The 18,682-nt window shown below is 60.7% G+C and carries 21 protein-coding genes; 10 read left to right on the top strand and 11 right to left on the bottom strand.

The features are described from left to right. Positions 1-46 precede the first annotated feature (46 nt). Entirely contained in the window at positions 47-505 is a 459-nt protein-coding gene (locus tag AC1RR7_RS24855) for a VOC family protein (protein WP_096821131.1), read from the bottom strand. Between the two features lie 272 nt (positions 506-777). On the opposite strand from AC1RR7_RS24855, the gene AC1RR7_RS24850 reads away from it, so the two are divergent. From AC1RR7_RS24850 to AC1RR7_RS24840, 3 genes are all read left to right on the top strand, one after another. Next, positions 778-1,992 (top strand): SfnB family sulfur acquisition oxidoreductase, encoded by a 1,215-nt coding sequence (locus tag AC1RR7_RS24850; protein WP_493158643.1) that lies wholly within the window; start codon positions 778-780, stop codon positions 1,990-1,992. 2 nt (positions 1,993-1,994) lie between these two features. Further along, entirely contained in the window at positions 1,995-2,660 is a 666-nt protein-coding gene (locus tag AC1RR7_RS24845) for a methionine ABC transporter permease (RefSeq protein ID WP_493158642.1), read from the top strand. 73 nt (positions 2,661-2,733) lie between these two features. Further along, positions 2,734-3,504 carry a MetQ/NlpA family ABC transporter substrate-binding protein gene (locus AC1RR7_RS24840; RefSeq protein WP_493158641.1) on the top strand — a complete coding sequence of 257 codons (771 nt, stop codon included), beginning with the start codon at positions 2,734-2,736 and terminating at the stop codon, positions 3,502-3,504. 36 nt (positions 3,505-3,540) lie between these two features. Here AC1RR7_RS24840 and soxR read toward each other — a convergent pair whose 3' ends face one another. Next, positions 3,541-3,999 (bottom strand): redox-sensitive transcriptional activator SoxR, encoded by a 459-nt coding sequence (soxR, locus tag AC1RR7_RS24835; RefSeq protein ID WP_493066416.1) that lies wholly within the window; start codon positions 3,997-3,999, stop codon positions 3,541-3,543. 90 nt (positions 4,000-4,089) lie between these two features. Between soxR and AC1RR7_RS24830 the strand changes: the two genes are divergently transcribed. Then, positions 4,090-4,455, top strand: a complete 366-nt coding sequence (locus AC1RR7_RS24830; protein ID WP_102620404.1) for an antibiotic biosynthesis monooxygenase — start codon at positions 4,090-4,092, stop codon at positions 4,453-4,455. Here the strand turns inward: AC1RR7_RS24830 and AC1RR7_RS24825 are convergent. The 4 genes from AC1RR7_RS24825 to msuE are packed head-to-tail and all read right to left on the bottom strand — an operon-like array spanning position 4,452 to position 8,496. Next, a complete protein-coding gene (locus AC1RR7_RS24825) occupies positions 4,452-5,555 on the bottom strand; it encodes a sigma-54 interaction domain-containing protein (protein ID WP_096821136.1) in 1,104 nt (367 codons plus the stop codon). The genes AC1RR7_RS24830 and AC1RR7_RS24825 overlap by 4 nt on opposite strands. 23 nt (positions 5,556-5,578) lie before the next feature. Beyond that, positions 5,579-6,766 carry an acyl-CoA dehydrogenase family protein gene (locus tag AC1RR7_RS24820; RefSeq protein WP_493158640.1) on the bottom strand — a complete coding sequence of 396 codons (1,188 nt, stop codon included), beginning with the start codon at positions 6,764-6,766 and terminating at the stop codon, positions 5,579-5,581. A 10-nt stretch (positions 6,767-6,776) separates the two neighbouring features. Next, on the bottom strand, positions 6,777-7,922 hold the full coding sequence (ssuD, locus tag AC1RR7_RS24815; RefSeq protein ID WP_007955828.1) for an FMNH2-dependent alkanesulfonate monooxygenase: 1,146 nt from the start codon (positions 7,920-7,922) through the stop codon (positions 6,777-6,779). Between the two features lie 10 nt (positions 7,923-7,932). Continuing rightward, the gene (msuE, locus tag AC1RR7_RS24810) at positions 7,933-8,496 is read right to left on the bottom strand and encodes an FMN reductase (RefSeq protein WP_096821151.1); all 564 of its coding nucleotides are present in this window, start codon (positions 8,494-8,496) and stop codon (positions 7,933-7,935) included. A 388-nt stretch (positions 8,497-8,884) separates the two neighbouring features. Here msuE and AC1RR7_RS24805 point away from each other — a divergent pair, with 388 nt between their 5' ends. The 4 genes from AC1RR7_RS24805 (at position 8,885) to AC1RR7_RS24790 (ending at position 13,108) form a co-directional block, all read left to right on the top strand. Continuing rightward, positions 8,885-9,154, top strand: coding sequence for a hypothetical protein (locus AC1RR7_RS24805; protein WP_102620403.1), 270 nt, complete (start codon positions 8,885-8,887; stop codon positions 9,152-9,154). A gap of 101 nt (positions 9,155-9,255) precedes the next feature. Continuing rightward, positions 9,256-9,870 (top strand): LysE family translocator, encoded by a 615-nt coding sequence (locus AC1RR7_RS24800; RefSeq protein WP_085710685.1) that lies wholly within the window; start codon positions 9,256-9,258, stop codon positions 9,868-9,870. A 205-nt stretch (positions 9,871-10,075) separates the two neighbouring features. Continuing rightward, on the top strand, positions 10,076-11,242 hold the full coding sequence (locus AC1RR7_RS24795; RefSeq protein WP_493158639.1) for an aminotransferase class V-fold PLP-dependent enzyme: 1,167 nt from the start codon (positions 10,076-10,078) through the stop codon (positions 11,240-11,242). A 57-nt stretch (positions 11,243-11,299) separates the two neighbouring features. Then, positions 11,300-13,108 carry an aminopeptidase P family protein gene (locus AC1RR7_RS24790; RefSeq protein ID WP_273539447.1) on the top strand — a complete coding sequence of 603 codons (1,809 nt, stop codon included), beginning with the start codon at positions 11,300-11,302 and terminating at the stop codon, positions 13,106-13,108. On the opposite strand, the gene AC1RR7_RS24785 is transcribed toward AC1RR7_RS24790, so the two are convergent. Next, positions 13,101-14,009 (bottom strand): LysR family transcriptional regulator, encoded by a 909-nt coding sequence (locus AC1RR7_RS24785; protein WP_493158638.1) that lies wholly within the window; start codon positions 14,007-14,009, stop codon positions 13,101-13,103. The two genes, AC1RR7_RS24790 and AC1RR7_RS24785, sit on opposite strands and share 8 nt — an antisense overlap. 112 nt (positions 14,010-14,121) lie before the next feature. On the opposite strand from AC1RR7_RS24785, the gene AC1RR7_RS24780 reads away from it, so the two are divergent. Continuing rightward, positions 14,122-15,120, top strand: a complete 999-nt coding sequence (locus AC1RR7_RS24780) for a zinc-dependent alcohol dehydrogenase family protein (RefSeq protein WP_493158637.1) — start codon at positions 14,122-14,124, stop codon at positions 15,118-15,120. On the opposite strand, the gene AC1RR7_RS24775 is transcribed toward AC1RR7_RS24780, so the two are convergent. Beyond that, positions 15,117-15,707 carry a 2-hydroxychromene-2-carboxylate isomerase gene (locus tag AC1RR7_RS24775; RefSeq protein ID WP_493158636.1) on the bottom strand — a complete coding sequence of 197 codons (591 nt, stop codon included), beginning with the start codon at positions 15,705-15,707 and terminating at the stop codon, positions 15,117-15,119. The genes AC1RR7_RS24780 and AC1RR7_RS24775 overlap by 4 nt on opposite strands. A gap of 33 nt (positions 15,708-15,740) precedes the next feature. After that, entirely contained in the window at positions 15,741-16,469 is a 729-nt protein-coding gene (locus AC1RR7_RS24770) for an SDR family oxidoreductase (protein WP_493158635.1), read from the bottom strand. Positions 16,470-16,561: 92 nt separating this feature from the next. On the opposite strand from AC1RR7_RS24770, the gene AC1RR7_RS24765 reads away from it, so the two are divergent. Beyond that, on the top strand, positions 16,562-17,131 hold the full coding sequence (locus AC1RR7_RS24765; RefSeq protein WP_096821145.1) for a TetR/AcrR family transcriptional regulator: 570 nt from the start codon (positions 16,562-16,564) through the stop codon (positions 17,129-17,131). Positions 17,132-17,141: 10 nt separating this feature from the next. Here AC1RR7_RS24765 and AC1RR7_RS24760 read toward each other — a convergent pair whose 3' ends face one another. Both AC1RR7_RS24760 and rhtA read right to left on the bottom strand, forming a co-directional pair. Next, positions 17,142-17,423: a hypothetical protein gene (locus AC1RR7_RS24760; RefSeq protein WP_096821152.1), complete on the bottom strand. Its 282-nt coding sequence runs from the start codon at positions 17,421-17,423 to the stop codon at positions 17,142-17,144. 168 nt (positions 17,424-17,591) lie between these two features. Continuing rightward, positions 17,592-18,479 (bottom strand): threonine/homoserine exporter RhtA, encoded by an 888-nt coding sequence (gene rhtA, locus AC1RR7_RS24755; protein ID WP_102620395.1) that lies wholly within the window; start codon positions 18,477-18,479, stop codon positions 17,592-17,594. Positions 18,480-18,682 lie beyond the last annotated feature (203 nt).

The raw sequence follows: 18,682 nt of genomic DNA, 5'->3' as shown, positions 1-18,682 counted from the left end.
GTTCGCCCATCCCCGCGCGTTGCGCGGGAATGGACATTCGTTGTTGCTAACCCTGCTGGAACAGTTCTTTCGCCCGCTGCTCGATCTGCTCCTGGGTCAGGTCCTCCTTGCGCGTGGCCAGAAACCACAGATGCCCGTACGGATCTTTCAATGTACCGCTGCGGTCGCCGTAGAACTGATCCTTGACCTCGGACACGGCTGTCGCCCCGGCATCCAGTGCGCGCTGGAACGACTTGTCGACATCGGTCACGTACAGATGCAAGCCGACGGACACGGCTTTGTCCGGATTGCTCAACGGACCTTGATCGCACGGCGAGCCGAGCATGATTGCGCTGTCACCGATGCGCAGTTCGGCGTGGCCGATACCGCCGTCGGGCATGGCCAGGCGCATGACTTCGGTGGCGCCGAACGCCTTTTTATAGAAATCGATGGCCTCGGCGGCCTTATGGATGCCGAGATACGGGGTAATGCTGTGATACCCCTCGGGAATAGGTTGAACGCTCATGGCGTACTCCTTGTTTTTGTCGCCCTGATTTTATGGGGGGTTGAAGGTGTGCCTTCGCCGGGGTTACCGGTCGCTCAACTATAGGCGTGTGTCGCCGGCCCGACCGAGTACCCGACGAGCAGTGTTCAGCCATCGACAGTGAAGCAACAGAATGCGCGGGTTTTCATCGTTCTATCCTGCGGAAGTCCGCTGAAAGCCCCGAAAAACAAAGCCTGTCAGTCAGGCACAGAAGCTGCAATGACCCGGTACAACACCGATACCGAGAGTCATCCATGTCTGAATCTGCCGTTTATCCGATCAACCCGCCGGCCGCCCACCGTATCGCCGACGCCGCCGAAGCCTTGCGCGTGGCCGCACAGGTCGCCGCCGTTTTGCAGGAGCACGCCGCCGAGCGCGACCGCAGCCGTGAAGTGCCCGCCGAGATCGTCGACCTGTATTCCAACAGTGGTCTGTGGGGCATCAGCGTGCCGAAGGAGTACGGCGGCGCCCAGGTGTCCTACGCGGTGCTGGCCCAGGTGATCGCGATCATTTCCGCCGCCGATCCGTCCCTCGGACAGATCCCGCAAAACCATTACTGCCTGCTCGAAGACATCCGCCTGCAAGGCACGCCGGCGCAGCAGGCGCATTTTTTTGAGTTGGCGCTGCAAGGTCATCGTTTCGCCAATGCGCTGTCGGAAACCGGCGGCAAGAACGTGCAGGACATTCAGGCGACCATCCGCCGTTATGGCGACGGATTCGTGATCAACGGCCGCAAGGGTTACTGCACCGGTTCTCTCTACGCCCACTGGCTGGCGGTGCTGGCGCTGGATGAAGAACAGAAGGGCCAGTTGGCCTTTGTCGAGCGCGGCACGAAAGGGCTGGTGATCGTCGATGACTGGGACAGCATCGGCCAGCGCACCACGTCCAGCGGTATGGTGCTGGCAGAAGATCTGCAGGTGGCGCCGTTCAATCTGTTCCCGACTTATCGCTCCTACGAAAGCCCGACCCTGGCCGGGCCGTTCGCCCAGTTGACCACCGCTGCCATCGACGCCGGCATCGCCCGGGCGGCGCTGCGCGACACCGTTGAATTCGTTCGTCAGTTTGCCCGGCCATGGATCGACGCGGGGGTGGACAAGGCCAGCGAAGATCCGCTGACGATCATTCAGATCGGCGCACTGGAAATCCGTCTGGAAGCCGCCGAAGCCCTGCTCGAACGCGCCGGTTGGGCGCTCGACGCCGCGCGCCCGGCCCCCGATGAAGACAACGTCGCGCTGGCGTCCCTGGCCGTGGCCAAGGCCAAAGTACTGACCACCGAAATCGCCATCGAGGCCAGCAACAAGTTGTTCGAACTCGGTGGCACCCGCTCGACCCTGAAGAAGCACAACTTCGACCGTCACTGGCGCAACGCCCGGGTCCACACACTGCATGACCCGGTGCGCTGGAAATACCACGTGGTCGGCAACTGGCTGCTCAACGGCATCAAACCTCCGCGTCACGACTGGTCCTGATCATGGCCGAGTGGTTCAAACACATTTACTGGGCCGACATTGCCCAGGCCTGTCTCGACACCCTGAGCATGCTCGGCGCGGCGCTGCTGTTCACGGTGTTGCTGGGCCTGCCGCTGGGGCTGCTGCTGTTTCTCACCGGCAAGCGCCAGTTGCATGAAACGGTCGGCGTGTATCGGGTGCTGTCAGTGATCGTGAACATGCTGCGTTCGCTGCCGTTCATCATTTTGCTGATCGTGTTGATTCCGCTGACCACGCTGCTGGTGGGCACTTCGCTGGGCGTGCCGGGCACCATTCCGCCATTGGTGGTCGGCTGCACACCGTTCTTTGCGCGACTGGTGGAAACCGCGTTGCGCGAAGTCGATCGCGGCGTGGTCGAGGCGACCCAGGCCATGGGCGCCAACACCTGGCAGATCATTCGCCACACCCTGTTGCCGGAAGCCCGGGGCGGGTTGCTCGCCGCGGTGACCGTTACGGCCATCGTGCTGGTGGATTACACGGCGATGGCCGGCGTGATCGGTGGCGGCGGGCTCGGCGATCTGGCGATCCGCTACGGCTATCAGCGCTTTCAGACCGACGTGATGGTGGTCACCGTGGTGTTGCTGCTGATTCTGGTGCAGGCCCTGCAAATGACCGGTGACCGACTGGTGGCGCACTTCAGCCGACGCTGACAAAACAATTTCAACCCATAAAGGCCCCACGTTCACCCCACGACGGCCACTCAAATCTGCCTTGGAGCACAACATGAAAAAGACCCTGGCCGTTCTGGCTGCCGTTCTGTCGTTCGGCGCCTACGCCAACGAAAAACTGATCGTCGGTGCCACCCCGGTGCCGCACGCGGAAATCCTCGAGTTCGTCAAACCGACCCTGGCCAAGGAAGGCGTGGATCTGGACATCAAGGTCTTCACCGACTTCATCCAGCCCAACCAGCAACTGGCGCTGAAAAACCTCGACGCCAACTACTATCAGTACCGGCCGTTTCTCGATGATTTCAACAAGACCCGCCATACCAATCTGGTGCCGGTGGTCGGCGTGCACATCGAACCGTTCGGCGCCTACTCGACCAAGATCAAGAACATTTCGGAGCTGAAGGACGGCGCGAGCGTGTCGATCCCCAACGACCCGGTAAACACTGGCCGCGCCCTGGTGTTGTTGCACGAGGCGGGGCTGATCAAACTCAAGGATCCGAGCAACACCCTGGCCACCCAGCGCGACATCGTCGAAAACCCCAAGCACCTGAAAATCCGTGAACTGGAAGGTGCGTTGCTGGCCCGTTCCGTGAGTCAGGTGGACCTGGCCTTCGTGTTCGCCAACTACGCGCTGGAAGCCGGGATCGACACCAACAGCGCGCTGATCGTCGAGAAGGGCAAAAGCCTGTACATCGAGTTTCTGGTCGCACGTCCCGACAACATCAACGATCCGGGCCTGCAGAAACTGGCCAAGGCGTTGAATTCCGATGAAGTGCGTCAGTTCATTCTGACCCGCTACAAAGGGCAGATTGCGCCGGGCTTCTGATGGAGTGATCTGAGGGCTCCCACGAAAAGGGAGCCCTCAGGTGGGGATATCGAGAAAGTGCGCTCCTGGCCCCTGTTCGCCCAGCACATCCCCCTGATTGCGCAGCGGACACGCCTCCATCGACAGGCATCCGCAACCGATGCAGCCGGTCAGTCGATCCCGAAGCAGCATCAACTGATTGATTCGCTCATCCAGCTCCCGCCGCCACTGTTCCGACAACACTTTCCAGTCCGCCGCCGTCGGTGCGCGGTTGTCCGGCAACTGTTTCAGCGCCTCGCCGATTTCCGCCAGTGGAATGCCCAGCCGTTGCGCCACCTTGATCAACGCCACCCGCCGCAACACTTCCCGCGGGTAACGCCGCTGGTTGCCGGCATTGCGCTGGCTTTTGATCAAACCTTTGGATTCATAGAAATGCAGGGCAGTGACGGCCACGCCACTGCGGGCCGCGACTTCGCCGACGGTGAGTTGCCTGTGCACATTTTCCGCTGCGACCATTTGAACATTGCCCCTTGACCTCTAGTTAACTCGAGGTTTTACCCTGCAGGCCTTCGAACCGCAAGATTCACCTGACAGAGTGGGGATGTCATGCAAGCACCAGCGAAAAACCGCAGCTTCACCCAATTGATCGAATTTGAAATCGAACCCGCCCAACAACCGGCGCTGGTCTCGGCGCTGACCGTGCAGACCGAGCGTCTGGCCCAGCGTTATGCCGGATTCGTCAGCGCCAGCGTTCAGGCCAGTGACGATGGCCGGCGTGTGTTGGGGTTCCTGCAATGGCAATCCCGCGAGGCGGGGGAGGCGGCGTTCCAGAGTTTCGAAACCGGCGAGCAGGACTTCTGGCAGTTGATCCGCACCCATCAGGCGCGCACCGTGACCTTCGGTTCATTCCAGGTGCTGAGCAGCATCGCCCGCAGTCATGACGATGGCTTGCACTGCCAATTGGTGGGCTAGATCGACAACTGGATCAAGCGTTCGCCTTGCAGGTTTTCTGTGGGTCGTCGCTTGTTGACTGCCAGTTCGCCGATCTTGATCAGCCGCGTGCGGGTCACGTTACGGCTCAGGCCGAGCAGCGCGGCGGTGTGCACCTGGTTGTAGTGGCAGAAGCGATAGGCCGAACGCAGCAACGCGTCCTCGACCTTTTCATGCAGCGCGCCGGCCTGTTGTTCGAAGAGCTTCTGGAAAGCGCGTTCGAGCAGCGCTTCCGGTGAGTCGTCGACATTGGAATGCTGGTCGTCCGGGCGATCGATACGCAGGTTCGACAGGCGCAGATCATCGCGCTCGATCACGCCGTTACGGCAGATCAGCAGCGTGTGATGGATGACGTTTTCCAGCTCGCGAATGTTGCCCGGCCAACTGTAGCCGCGCAGCTTGTGCTCGGCGCCGGGGCTGATGGTGATGCGTCCGTAACCCAGACGCTGACTGTAAGCCTCGATGAAATGCCGGGTCAGCGGCAGAATGTCGCCGGGTCGGTCGCGCAACGGGCTCAGCTCCAGATTGACCACGTTCAACCGATAATACAGATCCTCGCGGAAATGCCCGGCGTTGATGGCTTTCTCCAGTTGCACGTTGGTCGCCGCCAGCACCCGTACATCGATGGGAATGCTCTTGCGCGAACCCAGGCGGACCACTTCGCGCTCCTGCAACACCCGCAGCAGTTTGACCTGGATCGCCATCGGCAAATCGCCGATCTCATCGAGGAACAAAGTGCCGCCATCCGCCTCTTCGAACCACCCGGCCTTGGCGCTGAGGGCGCCGGTGAAGGCGCCTTTTTCATGGCCGAACAGTTCGGCTTCCACCAGTGATTCGGAGAACGCCCCGCAGTTCACCGCAATGAATGGCCGGTTGCGCCGGTTGCTCAGGTTGTGGATGTGCCGCGCCACCAACTCCTTGCCGGTGCCGGTTTCGCCGATGATCAGCACGCTGGCTTCGCTCGGCGCGACTTGTTGCAGATGCGCGAGCAGGGCCTGGGACTTCGGGTCTTCGAAGACCTGGGCGGTGGCGCGGATCGACGTGGCCAGGGCGGGTGAGGGCGGTAGGGTCAGCAGTTGCATGGGTCTCGCTCCACGAAAGGAAATCAGGAATAGAACGTCGGCACCGGCAGGGACTGGTTCAGCGCCCAGTCGCCCAGCTCGTGGAGTTTGTAATCCAGCGGGTCGTGCAGGGTTTGCGTGCGCAGGTTGCGCCAGTGTCGGTCGAGGCGCAGCGACGCGTGGGTCGAACGGGCGCCGGTGACTTCGAACAGTCGGCTGCAAATCTCCAGGCCCTGGCGACTGGCGGCGACCTTGGCGGTGGCAATCGCCGTGGCCAGGTGACCGCGTTCTTCGGCGCTGAGGTTCGGGCCTTTGGCCCACGCCTCGTCGAGCAACGTGGCGGCGCGTTCCACCAGCAGACGGATGCCTTCGAGGGAGACCCAGAAATCGCCGTAATGGGCCAGCACATACGGATCTTCGCGCACCTCGCGCACCGAGGATTTGTGCCAGACGCGGGTTTCGCTGAGGGTGTATTGCCGCGCTTCTTCAAAGGCACCTTCGGCGATACCGAGAAACATATGCGTGAACGTCAGTTGTGCGATCAATGGGCGCAAACAGGCGAACGGGGTACTCAACGGACCCGGATCCAGCAGCAGTTCCGATTCCTCGACCCGTACCCGTTCGAACGTGGCGCTGCCGCTGTCGGTCTGGCGCTGGCCGATGTTGTTCCAGTCGTTGTGCAGGGTGATGCCGCTGCGGCCGCTGGGGATCGCCGCGATCAGCAGTTTGCCGCCGTTGCTTTCGTCCACCGCCGAGGCGATCAGCATTTGTGAATCGCTGGCGCCGGAGCAGAAGCTCTTCTTGCCGGAAAACTCGCGCCAGCCGCCCAGGTCCTTGACCACGGTGCGGGTGTCCAGCGGATTGAGCGCGTTACCCCAGAACCAGTTCTGCCGCGCGGTCTGTTCGAACCATGGTTGCCATTGTTCCGGGCGGGAAAACAGGCGCACGGTGGCCAGCATCAAATGATGAAAACCGAAGACGTGGGCGATCGAGCTGTCGACCTTGGCGAATTCGCGCACGACTTCCAGGGTTTCGCTCCAGCGCGCACCGAGGCCGCCGTATCGGGTGGGAATGCTCAGGGCCAGCAGACCGCTGTCGCGCAGGGCGTCGCGTTCGGCTTTCGGCGTACCGCCACGCTCGTCGCGTTCGACGGCGGTCAGGGCGAATTCGGCGGCCAGTTGTCGGGCGGTCTGCAAGGGTGAGAGCAGGGTGCTTTGCGGTTTGGCAGTCACTCGGTCTTCCTCAAGCGTTGGCTTTGGCGGGCAGTACATCGTTGGCGATCATTTCGCCGAACGGCCCGGTGAGATTGGTCACGCCGCGTCCGGCCAGGCTCGCGTACGGCTCGGGCAGCAGCGGGAAGACCAGCTCGGCAAAACGGTAGGCCTCTTCCAGATGCGGATAGCCGGAGAAAATGAAACTCTCGATGCCCAGGTCTGCGTATTCCTTGATCCGCGCCGCCACTTGTTGTGGATCGCCGACCAGCGCGGTGCCGGCCCCGCCGCGCACCAGGCCGACGCCGGCCCACAGGTTGGGGGCGATTTCCAGGTTGTCGCGGCGCCCGTCGTGCAGAGCGGCCATGCGCCGCTGGCCTTCGGAGTCGAAGCGGGAAAAGGATTTCTGCGCGGCCTCGATGGTTTCATCGCTGATGTGTTCGATCAGTTTGTCGGCGGCTTTCCAGGCTTCTTCGGCGGTCTCGCGCACGATCACATGCAGGCGGATGCCGAACTTCACTTTGCGCCCGTGACGGGCGGCGCGTTCACGCACGTCGGCGAGTTTTTCGGCGACGGCGGCCGGCGGTTCGCCCCAGGTCAGGTACACGTCGACCTGCTCGGCGGCCAGATCGTGGGCCGCGTCGGAGGAACCGCCGAAGTACAGCGGCGGATAGGGTTTCTGCACCGGCGGATACAGGGCTTTGGCGTTCTGCACCTTCAGGTGTTTGCCTTCGAAATCCACCGCCTCGCCTTGCAACACGCGACGCCAGATCTTGAGGAATTCGTCGGTGACTTCGTAGCGTTCGCTGTGGCTGAGGAAACTGCCGTCGCCACGGTTTTCGTCGGGGTCACCACCGGTCACGACGTTGATCAGCAAGCGACCGTTGGACAGTCGATCCAGGGTCGCGGCCATGCGGGCTGAAACCGTCGGTGAAATGATCCCCGGACGGATCGCCACCAGATAACGCAGGCGTTCGGTCAGCGGCACCAGCGCTGAAGCGATCACCCACGAGTCCTCGCAGGAACGCCCGGTGGGAATCAGCACGCCGTGGTAGCCAAGGCTGTCGGCGGCTTGCGCCACCTGTTTCAGGTAATTGAGTGTGACCGGACGCGCGCCTTGGGTGGTGCCCAGATAGTGACCGTCGCCGTGGGTCGGCAGGAACCAGAAAACATCCATGAACAGCTCCTTAAGCGATTTTCAGCAACGGTTTGAGGTGAGCACCAAACAGCGGCGCGGCGCGTTCGGCGGCCAGACGGATGCGCGCTTTTAGTTGCTCGCTGGTGATCTGGTAGTCGGCGAAATCGGCCTCGGTGGCGTACACGCCGATCGGCAGGGTCACGGCCTGGAAGAAACTGAACAGCGGGCGCAACTGATGATCGAGGACCAGCGCATGGCGTTCGCTGCCACCGGTGGCGGCGAGCAGCACAGGCGTGTCGATCAATGCATTGAGATCAATCAGGTCGAACAAGTGCTTGAGCAGCCCCGGATAGGAGCCGCGGTACACCGGCGCGGCGACGATCAACAGGTCAGCCTGTTCGATGGCTTGCAGCTCGGCTTCGATCTCGGCCGGTAGTTCCTGACGGGACAGCGCGGCGCCGAGCGGGCGGGCGATGTCGCCCAATTCGATCAGGTGACTCTCGACGGGCAAGTGCCCGGACAATTCGGTCAGCAGGGCCTGGGTCAGCACCAGGGTGCGGGACGGACGCCAGGTTCCGCCGGACAGGGCGACGACTTTCAGTGGACGCGACATGGTCAGTTCCTTTTTCAACAGTTGCTCGACGAGCAGTGAGTAGTCACTGGAGCAGAGCAAGCGCTGTACCAATTCCTGTGAGGCCCGTATTCCGGGGCTTTGAGCGTTATCGGTGGCTGCGCTCATGTGACTTTCAGGCCGGTTTGTTGAACCGCTGTTGCCTGGGAAACAGTTGCTGGAACAACAGTGCCGAACGTGCTGAAGGTTTTATAAAGGCTGATTGTTATTCCGTAAAAGACTGTTAATTGATATTGATAGATCGTTTGTGAATATTCGGGACTGACCTGCTCGAATCCTGATAGCCACTATTGAAAGCGTTGATTTCTGCCGGAGCGTGCCCGGGCGTAGCCTTTCTCCATCGACCCACACTGCTCGCCAGGACGCTCCCATGAATCGTTTACTGACTGTTTCCCTGATGCTCGCTGTCTCTGTTCTCGCCGGTTGCGCGAGCCACGTTTCCCCCGAATTGCGCCCTTACACCGCGGAAGAAACCCGCGAACTGGCGCTGGAAACCCTGAACCGCAGCGGCTTGTCGTTCGAGGAGTACCACGCGAAGAAAGCCCAACTGCTTGGCCAGTCACAGAAGACTTTCGGGTTTGATAACAAGAGTGAAATGAGCGCGGAGCGGACCGTACAGCTGCACGGTCGTCCTAGCTGATCCGCAACTGTACTGCTCGAAGTTTTACCCAACTGTCCGTGGGTTTGCGCGGCGCCGTGGGATAGGGTCAACACCTGAATGACCCTGACGGACTGCCTGCCATGACCCTCTCGCTCGACTTGTTGCTGGGCTTTGCCCTGTTTGCCCTTGTCACCTCGATCACGCCGGGGCCGAACAACACCATGTTGCTGGCATCGGGCGTGAATTTCGGCTTTAACCGCACCATCCCCCATATGCTCGGCATTACCTGCGGCTTTTTTGTGCTGGTGGTGGCGGTGGGTTTTGGTTTGGGCGCGGTGTTCCAGACTTATCCTCTTCTCTATACGGTTCTGCGTTACGTCGGCGCGGCGTACTTGCTGTACCTGGCATGGAAAATTGCTCACTCCGGCCCGGTCGGGGAAAGTGAGTCAGGCGAGGCGAAACCGATCAGCTACCTCGGCGCGGCAGCCTTCCAGTGGGTCAATCCCAAGGCCTGGATCATGGCCATTGGCGCCATCAGCACCTACACGCCGATGCAGGGTTATTTCACCAACGTGATCGTGATTGCGGCGGTGTTTGCCATCATCAACCTGCCGAGCGTCGGCGTCTGGGCGGCGTGCGGGACCTTGCTGCGCAACGTGCTCAAGGATCGTCGCTGGTTGCGGGTGTTCAACTGGGGCATGGCCGCGCTGCTGGTGATTTCGCTTTATCCGTTACTCCTTGAAAGCTTTAGCTGACGCAGTGCTACAACCGCCGGCCCGATGCCTGTTAAAGTCGTGTTCAGGAGCGTTCCTACGCACTTTTAATGAAGCCCTACTTCTTTAACGGCATCCGATCAGGTATTGATGACGCTCTCGAACCCGGGCGCAGCTCACAAGGCTGCGCCGTGCCGTTTGTAGACACGAGCTTCCTGATCCCGGAACACGCTCTGCGAGTCTTTTTATGAACGAACGTCCGCTGTATTTCGATTACGCCGCCACCACCCCGGTGGATGAGCGGGTCATCCAGGTGATGGTCGAGTGTCTGGGTTTCAACGGTAACTTTGGCAACCCGGCCTCCAGTTCCCACGCCTTTGGCCAGCAGGCCCGAAAAACCGTCGAGAACGCCCGCCGACAGGTGGCCGAACTGGTCGGCGCCCAGGCGCAACAGATCGTCTGGACCTCTGGCGCCACCGAATCCAACAACCTTGCTCTCAAAGGCGTGGCCCAGGCCCGTGGCGTGTCCGGCGGTCACATCATCACCAGTCAGATCGAACACAAGGCCATCCTCGACACTGCCCGGCAATTGCAGGACGCCGGTGTCGCCGTGACCTATCTGGTGCCGGACGCGGAAGGTCTGATTACTGCGCAAGCGGTCAGCGAAGCGATGCGCGACGACACCTTTCTGGTGTCGTTGATGCTGGTCAACAACGAACTCGGCACCGTCAACGACATCCCGGCCATCGGCGAAGTGGTGCGCGGGCGCGAAGCGCTGTTCCATGTTGATGCTGCACAGGGCGCCGGCAAGGTCGCGATCGATCTGGCGCAGTGGCCAGTGGACCTGATGTCGTTCTCGGCGCACAAACTCTACGGCCCCAAAGGCATCGGCGCGCTGTACGTCGGCCCACGTGCGCAACAGCGCTTGCAGGCGCAGATTCACGGTGGCGGCCACGAGGGCGGATTGCGTTCCGGGACGTTGGCCACTCACCAGATCGCCGCCATGGGCTCGGCCTTTGCCCTGGCTGCTGCGGCTTTTGATGACGAGAAAAAAACCATCGTCGCGCTGCGCGAGCGACTGCTCGAACAACTGTTGAGCCTGCCCGGCGTACGCCTCAACGGCAGCGCCAGCCAACGTATCCCGCATACCCTGAGCCTGACCTTCAGCGAAGGCGAGTTCAACCCGGCGGCGCTGAGCCATTCGATCGCGTTCTCTGCGACTTCGGCCTGCAACTCTGCCAGCAACACACCGTCCCACGTACTGCTGGCATTGGGGCACGATGCGCATCTGGCCGGCCGTACCATTCGTCTGAGCCTCGGTCGTTTCACCACCGCCGAGGACATCGACAAGGCTGTAGATCTGATCAAGACCGCCTGCGCCAGTGCTCCGGCATTCTGGGCGACAGGGCTTTAACGAGCCGACTTCGAACGGCACCGAACAATAACGATGAAGTGATTGGCAGGAGACACGATGAGTACCCAGACTTTGACCGAAGGAACGGTTCCCCAGCGCCTGGCGCACACCCGCGAACTGATGCGTCGCGAAGGCATCCACGCACTGCTGGTGCCGTCCGCCGACCCGCACCTGTCGGAATACCTGCCGGGTTACTGGCAGGGGCGGCAGTGGTTGTCGGGTTTCCATGGCTCGGTGGGGACATTGATTGTCACCACTGATTTCGCCGGGGTCTGGGCCGACAGTCGTTACTGGGAACAGGCGACCAAGGAGCTCAAGGGCAGCGGCATCGAGCTGGTCAAGTTGCAACCGGGCCAGCCGAGCCCGCTGGACTGGCTGGCCGAGCAGACGCCGGAAGGTGGCGTGGTCGCGGTCGATGGCGCGGTAATGGCCGTGGCGTCGGCGCGGACCCTGGGCAGCAAGCTCGAAGCGCGCGGCGCCAGCCTGCGGACCGACCTCGACCTGTTGAACGAAGTCTGGAGCGACCGTCCGGGCCTACCGAACGCGCCGATCTATCAACACTTGCCGCCGCAGGCGACCGTCAGCCGTGGCGAGAAACTCGCCCAACTGCGTGAAACCCTGCAGGAACGCGGCGCCGATTGGCACTTCATCGCCACCCTCGACGACATCGCCTGGCTGTTCAACCTGCGCGGCGGCGATGTGTCGTTCAACCCGGTGTTCGTTTCTTTTGCCTTGATCGGTCAGCAACAAGCCACGCTGTTTGTGGCCTTGAGCAAGGTCGACACTGATCTGCGCGCAGTCCTGGAAAAGGATGGCGTGACCCTGCGCGACTACAGCGAAATTGCTGACGCCTTGCGTGCGATCCCGAACGGCGCGAGCCTGCTGGTGGACCCGGCACGGGTGACCAGCGGCCTGCTGGGCAACCTCGACAGTGGCGTGAAACTGGTCGAAGGCCTGAACCCGACCACCCTCGCCAAATCACAAAAGAGCCCGGCGGATGCCGAGCACATCCGTCAGGCGATGGAACAGGACGGCGCGGCGCTGTGCGAGTTTTTCACCTGGCTGGAATCGGCCTGGGGCCGCGAGCGCATTACCGAGCTGACCATCGACGAGAAACTCACGGCGGCCCGTGAGCGTCGCCCGGATTATGTGTCGCTGAGTTTCAACACCATCGCTGCGTACAACGCCAACGGCGCGATGCCGCATTACCACGCCACCCCGGAAGAGCACGCGGTGATCGAGGGCGACGGCTTGCTGCTGATCGATTCCGGCGGCCAATACCTGGGCGGTACCACTGACATCACTCGTATGGTGGCGGTCGGCACGCCGAGCGCAGAACAGAAACGCGATTGCACCCGAGTGTTGAAGGGCGTGATCGCCTTGTCCCGTGCGCATTTTCCGAAAGGCATTCTGTCGCCACTGCTGGATGCGATTGCCCGTGCGCCGATCTGGGCCGAAAACGTGGATTACGGCCATGGCACCGGTCACGGCGTGGGTTATTTCCTCAATGTGCACGAAGGTCCGCAGGTGATCGCCTATCAGGCTGCGCCAGCGCCGCAAACCGCCATGCAACCTGGAATGATCACCTCCATCGAGCCGGGCACTTACCGTCCGGGCCGCTGGGGTGTGCGCATCGAGAACCTGGCGATGAACGTTCTGGCTGGAAGCAGCGAGTTCGGCGAATTCCTCAAGTTCGAAACCCTGACCCTGTGCCCGATCGATACCCGTTGCCTGGAACCGTCCTTGCTGACGCAGGAAGAGAAGCAGTGGTTCAACGCCTATCACGCCGAAGTGCGCGAGCGTTTGAGCCCGTTGCTCAGTGGTGAGTCGCTGGCGTGGTTAAACACGCGCACGGCCGCTATTTAAGAGGTTGAAGCTCGGGCGCTGCTGCCAGCGCCTGAGTCATGTACTCGACAAACGCGTTGACCCTGGCGGACTGGCGACGGTTCGCCGGGGACACCGCGTGTATCGGCAGTGATCGGGTCTGGTAGTCCTGCAACAGGGCGACCACTCGACCGGCCTTCAAATCCTCGCTGAACAGCCAGATCGGCGACAGCGAAATACCCAACCCTTCCAAGACCATTTCACGGATTGCCTCGGAGTTGTTGCTCTGTGCATTGCCTTTGATGCGCACCTCGTAGCGTTGTCCGTTCTTTTCGTAAGTCCACAGATTCTGCGATTCGAGCAGGTTGAATTGCAGACAGTTGTGCAGCACAAGATCCTGTGGTGATTGCGGATGTTCATGGCGTTGCAGATAGGCAGGTGCCGCGACGGTGACGCGATGGGTGGTGCCGATTCGACGGGCGATCATGCCGCTGTCGTTCAACTCGCCGATGCGCAGGCTGACATCCAGGCCTTCGCTGACCAGATCCAGGTTCTGGTCGTTCAGATGCAGGTCAATCTGCACTTGCGGGTAGCGCTCAAGAAAACCGGGCAGACGCGAGGCGATCTGTAGCCGACCGAAGCTGACCGAGGAGCCGATCCGCAGCGACCCGGCCACCGTTTCTCTGCCGGACTGGAAGCTGTGTTCGGCAGCATCCACGGCTGCGAGGATATTTCGGCATTCGTTGTAGTACCGCTGACCTTCATCGGTCAGCGACAACTTGCGTGTACTGCGGGCAATCAGCTTGCCGCCCAACTGGATTTCAAGGGCGCGCAGAACCTTGCTGATGGTGGGTTGGGTGGTCTGCAGCTCCCGGGCCACGGCGGAAAAACTGCCGCGCTCGACCACCCGGACGAAGATTGCCATTGCGTTGAGCTTGTCCACGGAGCGCCTCATTCATGCTGGTTTGGCATGATCACTATAGTCATTCGGCGTCTTATCGGCATGAGTCGGTTGGGAGAACATGGCTTCACTTTCTCCCACAGGAATGACCGAAATGACTGACTCACTGCACATGCGCGCGCTGATGGTGGACACCGCTAACGGTCCGCTACGCTTGGTTTCCCTTGAACGCCCCGCGGCCGGGGTCGGGCAGGTGTTGGTGCGGATCAAGGCCAGTGGAGTGAATCCGCTGGATCTTAAAATCCGTGCGGGGCAGGCTGCTCATGCCCGACAGCCGTTGCCGGCGGTGTTGGGGCTGGATCTGGCGGGGGTGATCGAGATGGTGGGTGAGGGCGTGCAGGGCTGGGCGCCGGGCGATGAAGTTTATGCGTTGGCAACCGGCATTGGCGGCGTGCAGGGTTCGCTGGCCGAATTTGCGGTGGTTGATGCGCGGCTTCTGGCGCGTAAACCGGTCAACCTGAGCATGCGTGAGGCCGCAGGTTTACCGCTGGTGCTGATTACTGCCTGGGAAGGCCTGGTGGATCGGGCTCGGGTGAGTGCCGGGCAAAAAGTATTGATTCACGGCGGTGCGGGTGGCGTTGGGCATGTGGCGGTGCAAATTGCCCGCGCGTTCGGTGCCGAGGTTTTTGCGACGGGGTCTGCGGGGAAGCGCGGAATTATTGAGGGTTATGGCGCGACGTTCATTGATTACCGTGAAATGTCGGTCGAGGACTATGTCAGCCAATACACGGCGGGGGAGGGGTTCGATATCGTTTATGACACGGTTGGCGGTGAAACGCTGGATGCGTCCTTCAAGGCTGCACGGATCTATCACGGCCATGTCTTGAGTTGCCTGGGCTGGGGGCAGCATAGTCTGGCGCCGCTGTCCTTCAGGGGGGCGACCTACTCTGGCGTGTTTACCTTGTTGCCGCTGCTGACTGGAAAGGGTGGCGAGCATCATGGCGAGATCCTGCGCCAGGTTGCCTTGTTGATCGAAGCTGGAGAGGTGAAGCCACTGCTCGATGCGCGTCGGTTCACGCTTGAGTCAGCTGGCGAGGCCCATGAGCTGCTTTCATCGAAAGCAGCCCGGGGACGTCTTGTAGTAGAGATCTAACGCAGGGCTTCTTCAACGAAGTCGAGCCGATCCTGACCGAAGAACAACTGGTTGCCGATGAACATGCTCGGCGCGCCGAAGACGCCACGCTTCACGGCCGTCTCGGTGTTGTCCTTGAGGGCAGCCTTGACCGCTTCATCATTGGTCAGTGCCAGTACCTGTTCAGGATTGAAGCCATGTTCGGTCAGCACGGCTGCCACCGTTGCCGGTTCATCGAGGCTACGACCCTCAACCCACAGCGCTTTGAACAGGCAGTCGATGAACGCCAGGAAGCGTTCTGGATGACGCAGTTGAATACCTGTGACAGCGCGCATCAACATCAGGGTATTGATCGGGAAGTGCGGATTGAATTTAAGGGGCACGCCGTAGCGTTTGGCGTAGCGGTCCAGATCCTGAAACATGTAGCGGCCCTTGGCCGGGATCATCGCCGGTGAAGCATTGTCGGTGGCTTTGAATACGCCGCCCAGCAACATCGGGATATAGATCAGCTGGCTGCCGGTCTCGGCGCAGATTCCTGGCAGTTGGGTGTAGGCCAGATAGGTGGCGGGGCTGCCGAGGTCGAAGTAGAACTCCACGGTTTTGCTCATGGTCGCTGCACTCGTTGTTGTTATTGGAAGGGATTACCAGCGTTCGTTCCAGGGGCGCAGATCCAGCTCGAAGGTCCAGGCGTCCCTTGGCTGGCTGTGCAGGTACCAATAGTTCTCGGCGATATGCTCGGGATTGAGAATACCGTCCTGATCCTTGGTTGCGTATTTGTCGGGGAAGTTGCTGCGGATGAAGTCGGTATCGATGGCGCCGTCGACCACGATGTGGGCAACGTGAATGTTCATCGGGCCGAGTTCCCTGGCCATGCTTTGCGCCAGTGCGCGGATGCCGTGCTTGGCCCCGGCGAATGCGGCGAAACCGGAGGCGCCGCGCAGCCCGGCGGTAGCGCCGGTGAACAGAATGGTGCCACGTTGGCGGGTCACCATGCGCTTGGCCACTTCGCGGGCATTGAGAAACCCTGAGAAACAGGCCATTTCCCAGATCTTGAAATACTTGCGCGCCGTTTCTTCGAGAATGCTGCAAGGCACGTTGGCGCCGATGTTGAAAACGAACGCTTCGATTGGCCCGAGACGGGTTTCGATATCTTCGATCAGCGCAATGACGTCTTCTTCCTTGCGCGCATCGCAGGCAAAACCGTGGGCTTCGCCGCCGTCTGCCTGGATGGCTTCCACCAACGGTTGCAATTTGTCGGCGCTGCGCCGTGTGACGCAAGCGATGAAACCTTCCTTGGCGAACCGCCTGGCGATGGCGCCGCCTGTGGCATCACCTGCACCGACAATCAATACGACCTTCTTGTTATTCATGGGTGGATCCCTTTAGTAAACGATCGTTAAGTGAACGAACGTTATGCTAGGATTTGCTCAGCGTCAAGGCAGTCAATTGCGAGGATGAATGCATGCGGTACTCCGCCGGTCACAAGCTTGAAACCAAAGAAAAGCTGCTGCAAAGCAGCTCGCTGTCTGCGAAAAAAAGCGGATTTTCAACGATGGGTGTCGATGGCCTGATGAAGACGATCGGCCTGAGTGGCGCGGCGTTCTACAGTCATTTCTCGTCCAAGGACGCCTTGTTCGCGGCTATCGTCGAGCGCGAGTTGTGTCAGAGCCTGGAGCGGTTGGGTGGGCGCGGTGAGCAGGATCGTGAACGTTTGGAGCGATGCCTGAAACTCTATCTGAACATGGCTCATGTCGAGCAGCCTGAGCTGGGTTGCGCGTTACCTGCGCTGGGCGCTGAGATTGCTCGGTCGGATGTCGTCGTGCGGGAACAGGCCGAACTGTGGATTTGTCGGCTTCAGGAAAGTTGGGCGCAGATTCTGGAGAGCGACAGCCTGGCCTGGGCCATTCTGTCGCAATGTGTCGGGGCGTTGGTGGTGGCGCGGATGTTGGCGTCCCCGCAGATCCAGCAACGGGTGCTGGAGTCCAGTCACGAAGAGATCGGCCGCCAGCTCGCCGTTCAGCGAGCACAATAGCGGCGGCGGTTTATTTGCAGATGACGATCATGCTTCGGCTGGTATAGCCGGCGGGGTTGAGACCGAAGGGATAATCACCCGGCTCTTCCACCGCATCCCCGGACTTGGCGATGACTTTATAACCCTTTGGCGCACAGGAGTTGGCGGCACTGGTGTAGCACTTGTCCCAGGAGGAGGAGAGCCCTGAACAGTTGATGTGCAGCCCTTTTTTGCCGTGCTTTACCTGAGCCTTGGAGGTCGCCGCGCATCCCGAAATGGCGAGTACGGCGATCAGTATCAAAATTCGTTTCATTACCGTCCTTATGGCGGCCTCGAGTCTGGCGCTCGGGTCTGCCTGCATTCGCTCTCGCTTGACGCGTTCCGATGTCCCTATCCGAAAAAGTCCATATCTGGCACTGAGTTGCGAGGCTAAACATGGCCTAAATGAGCGGCAAATGCCAGACCTTCGTTACAACCGCTTTCAATCCGCCGCAATCACGGGCTTGGCATGGCTGCCCATGGTCATCGTTGCTCCGACGGAAGCCAGAATAATGCACAGGATGGCCATCCATTGTGACAAGGAGAGATATTCCTGCAGGAACAGCAGCCCCGATAGCGCACCAAATGCCGGCTCAATGCTCATCAGCGTACCGAAAGTACGAGCGGGCATGCGGGTGAGGGCGACCATTTCCAGGGTATAGGGCAGAGCTGTGGAAAGAATCGCGACACCAATCGCTATCGGGATCAATGACGGCGTCAGCAATGCGGCGCCGGCGTGGACGATCCCGATGGGCGCAACGAACAGGGCTGCGATCATCACTCCCAGAGCTGCAGTCGTCACGCCGTTGTCAGCGCCAGCTTTCTGGCCGAAGAGAATGTAAAGCGCCCAGCAAACACCCGCACCAAGCGCATAGGCCACACCGGTAAGGTCTAGACCCGCTGTCGCTGCACCTGTAGGTATCAATAGCAGCAATCCGACGGCCGCGAGGGCAATCCAGAGGAAGTCGATTGCACGACGGGAAGCGTAGATGGCGACGGCCAGCGGCCCGGTGAACTCCAGCGCCACCGCAATGCCGAGCGGCACGGTGCGCAAGGACATATAGAAGAGGAAGTTCATGCCGCCCAACGCCATCCCGTACACGATCACGGTGCGCAGCGATTTGGCCGTCAGCTTTGCCCTCCAGGGTCTCAGCAATAGCAGCATGATCACGCTGGCGAACATCAGACGTAGCGTCGTTGTGCCTTGGGCGCCCACGATGGGGAACATGCTTTTGGCCAGAGAAGCGCCAGACTGGATCGATGCCATGGCGATCAATATCAGGCCAACCGGAAACAGGATGGATACAAGACTGCGGGGTTGGTCGTTCATTGCGCGGCATCGTCCGATAGTAAAGGCAGTAGAAGGCACTAACTGAGTGATGGGCAATATACTGCGCATTCGCTTGTGTTGCGTCTATATATAAGCGGGCTTTTTGAGTCGACTGATAGAAAAATCAAATTAGGGGTTGACGGCAGATTCTGGAGGCCTATAATTCGCCCCACTTCCGGCGCAGTCGAAACGGAAAACTCCTT

The organism is Pseudomonas sp. GW821-FHT11G12, from assembly GCF_058808055.1.
This window is presented reverse-complemented; position numbering and strand designations above follow the sequence as displayed.

What these genes read in the sequence shown, in the direction of transcription:
- AC1RR7_RS24790 (WP_273539447.1), top strand. Translation starts at nt 11,300, where the DNA reads ATGAGTACCCAGACTTTGACCGAAGGAACGGTTCCCCAGCGCCTGGCG.
- AC1RR7_RS24770 (WP_493158635.1), bottom strand. Translation starts at nt 16,469, where the DNA reads ATGAATAACAAGAAGGTCGTATTGATTGTCGGTGCAGGTGATGCCACA.
- AC1RR7_RS24780 (WP_493158637.1), top strand. Translation starts at nt 14,122, where the DNA reads ATGACTGACTCACTGCACATGCGCGCGCTGATGGTGGACACCGCTAAC.
- AC1RR7_RS24830 (WP_102620404.1), top strand. Translation starts at nt 4,090, where the DNA reads ATGCAAGCACCAGCGAAAAACCGCAGCTTCACCCAATTGATCGAATTT.
- AC1RR7_RS24800 (WP_085710685.1), top strand. Translation starts at nt 9,256, where the DNA reads ATGACCCTCTCGCTCGACTTGTTGCTGGGCTTTGCCCTGTTTGCCCTT.
- AC1RR7_RS24845 (WP_493158642.1), top strand. Translation starts at nt 1,995, where the DNA reads ATGGCCGAGTGGTTCAAACACATTTACTGGGCCGACATTGCCCAGGCC.
- msuE (WP_096821151.1), bottom strand. Translation starts at nt 8,496, where the DNA reads ATGTCGCGTCCACTGAAAGTCGTCGCCCTGTCCGGCGGAACCTGGCGT.
- AC1RR7_RS24840 (WP_493158641.1), top strand. Translation starts at nt 2,734, where the DNA reads ATGAAAAAGACCCTGGCCGTTCTGGCTGCCGTTCTGTCGTTCGGCGCC.
- AC1RR7_RS24850 (WP_493158643.1), top strand. Translation starts at nt 778, where the DNA reads ATGTCTGAATCTGCCGTTTATCCGATCAACCCGCCGGCCGCCCACCGT.
- AC1RR7_RS24825 (WP_096821136.1), bottom strand. Translation starts at nt 5,555, where the DNA reads ATGCAACTGCTGACCCTACCGCCCTCACCCGCCCTGGCCACGTCGATC.
- rhtA (WP_102620395.1), bottom strand. Translation starts at nt 18,479, where the DNA reads ATGAACGACCAACCCCGCAGTCTTGTATCCATCCTGTTTCCGGTTGGC.
- AC1RR7_RS24775 (WP_493158636.1), bottom strand. Translation starts at nt 15,707, where the DNA reads ATGAGCAAAACCGTGGAGTTCTACTTCGACCTCGGCAGCCCCGCCACC.
- AC1RR7_RS24795 (WP_493158639.1), top strand. Translation starts at nt 10,076, where the DNA reads ATGAACGAACGTCCGCTGTATTTCGATTACGCCGCCACCACCCCGGTG.
- soxR (WP_493066416.1), bottom strand. Translation starts at nt 3,999, where the DNA reads ATGGTCGCAGCGGAAAATGTGCACAGGCAACTCACCGTCGGCGAAGTC.
- ssuD (WP_007955828.1), bottom strand. Translation starts at nt 7,922, where the DNA reads ATGGATGTTTTCTGGTTCCTGCCGACCCACGGCGACGGTCACTATCTG.
- AC1RR7_RS24760 (WP_096821152.1), bottom strand. Translation starts at nt 17,423, where the DNA reads ATGAAACGAATTTTGATACTGATCGCCGTACTCGCCATTTCGGGATGC.
- AC1RR7_RS24855 (WP_096821131.1), bottom strand. Translation starts at nt 505, where the DNA reads ATGAGCGTTCAACCTATTCCCGAGGGGTATCACAGCATTACCCCGTAT.
- AC1RR7_RS24805 (WP_102620403.1), top strand. Translation starts at nt 8,885, where the DNA reads ATGAATCGTTTACTGACTGTTTCCCTGATGCTCGCTGTCTCTGTTCTC.
- AC1RR7_RS24765 (WP_096821145.1), top strand. Translation starts at nt 16,562, where the DNA reads ATGCGGTACTCCGCCGGTCACAAGCTTGAAACCAAAGAAAAGCTGCTG.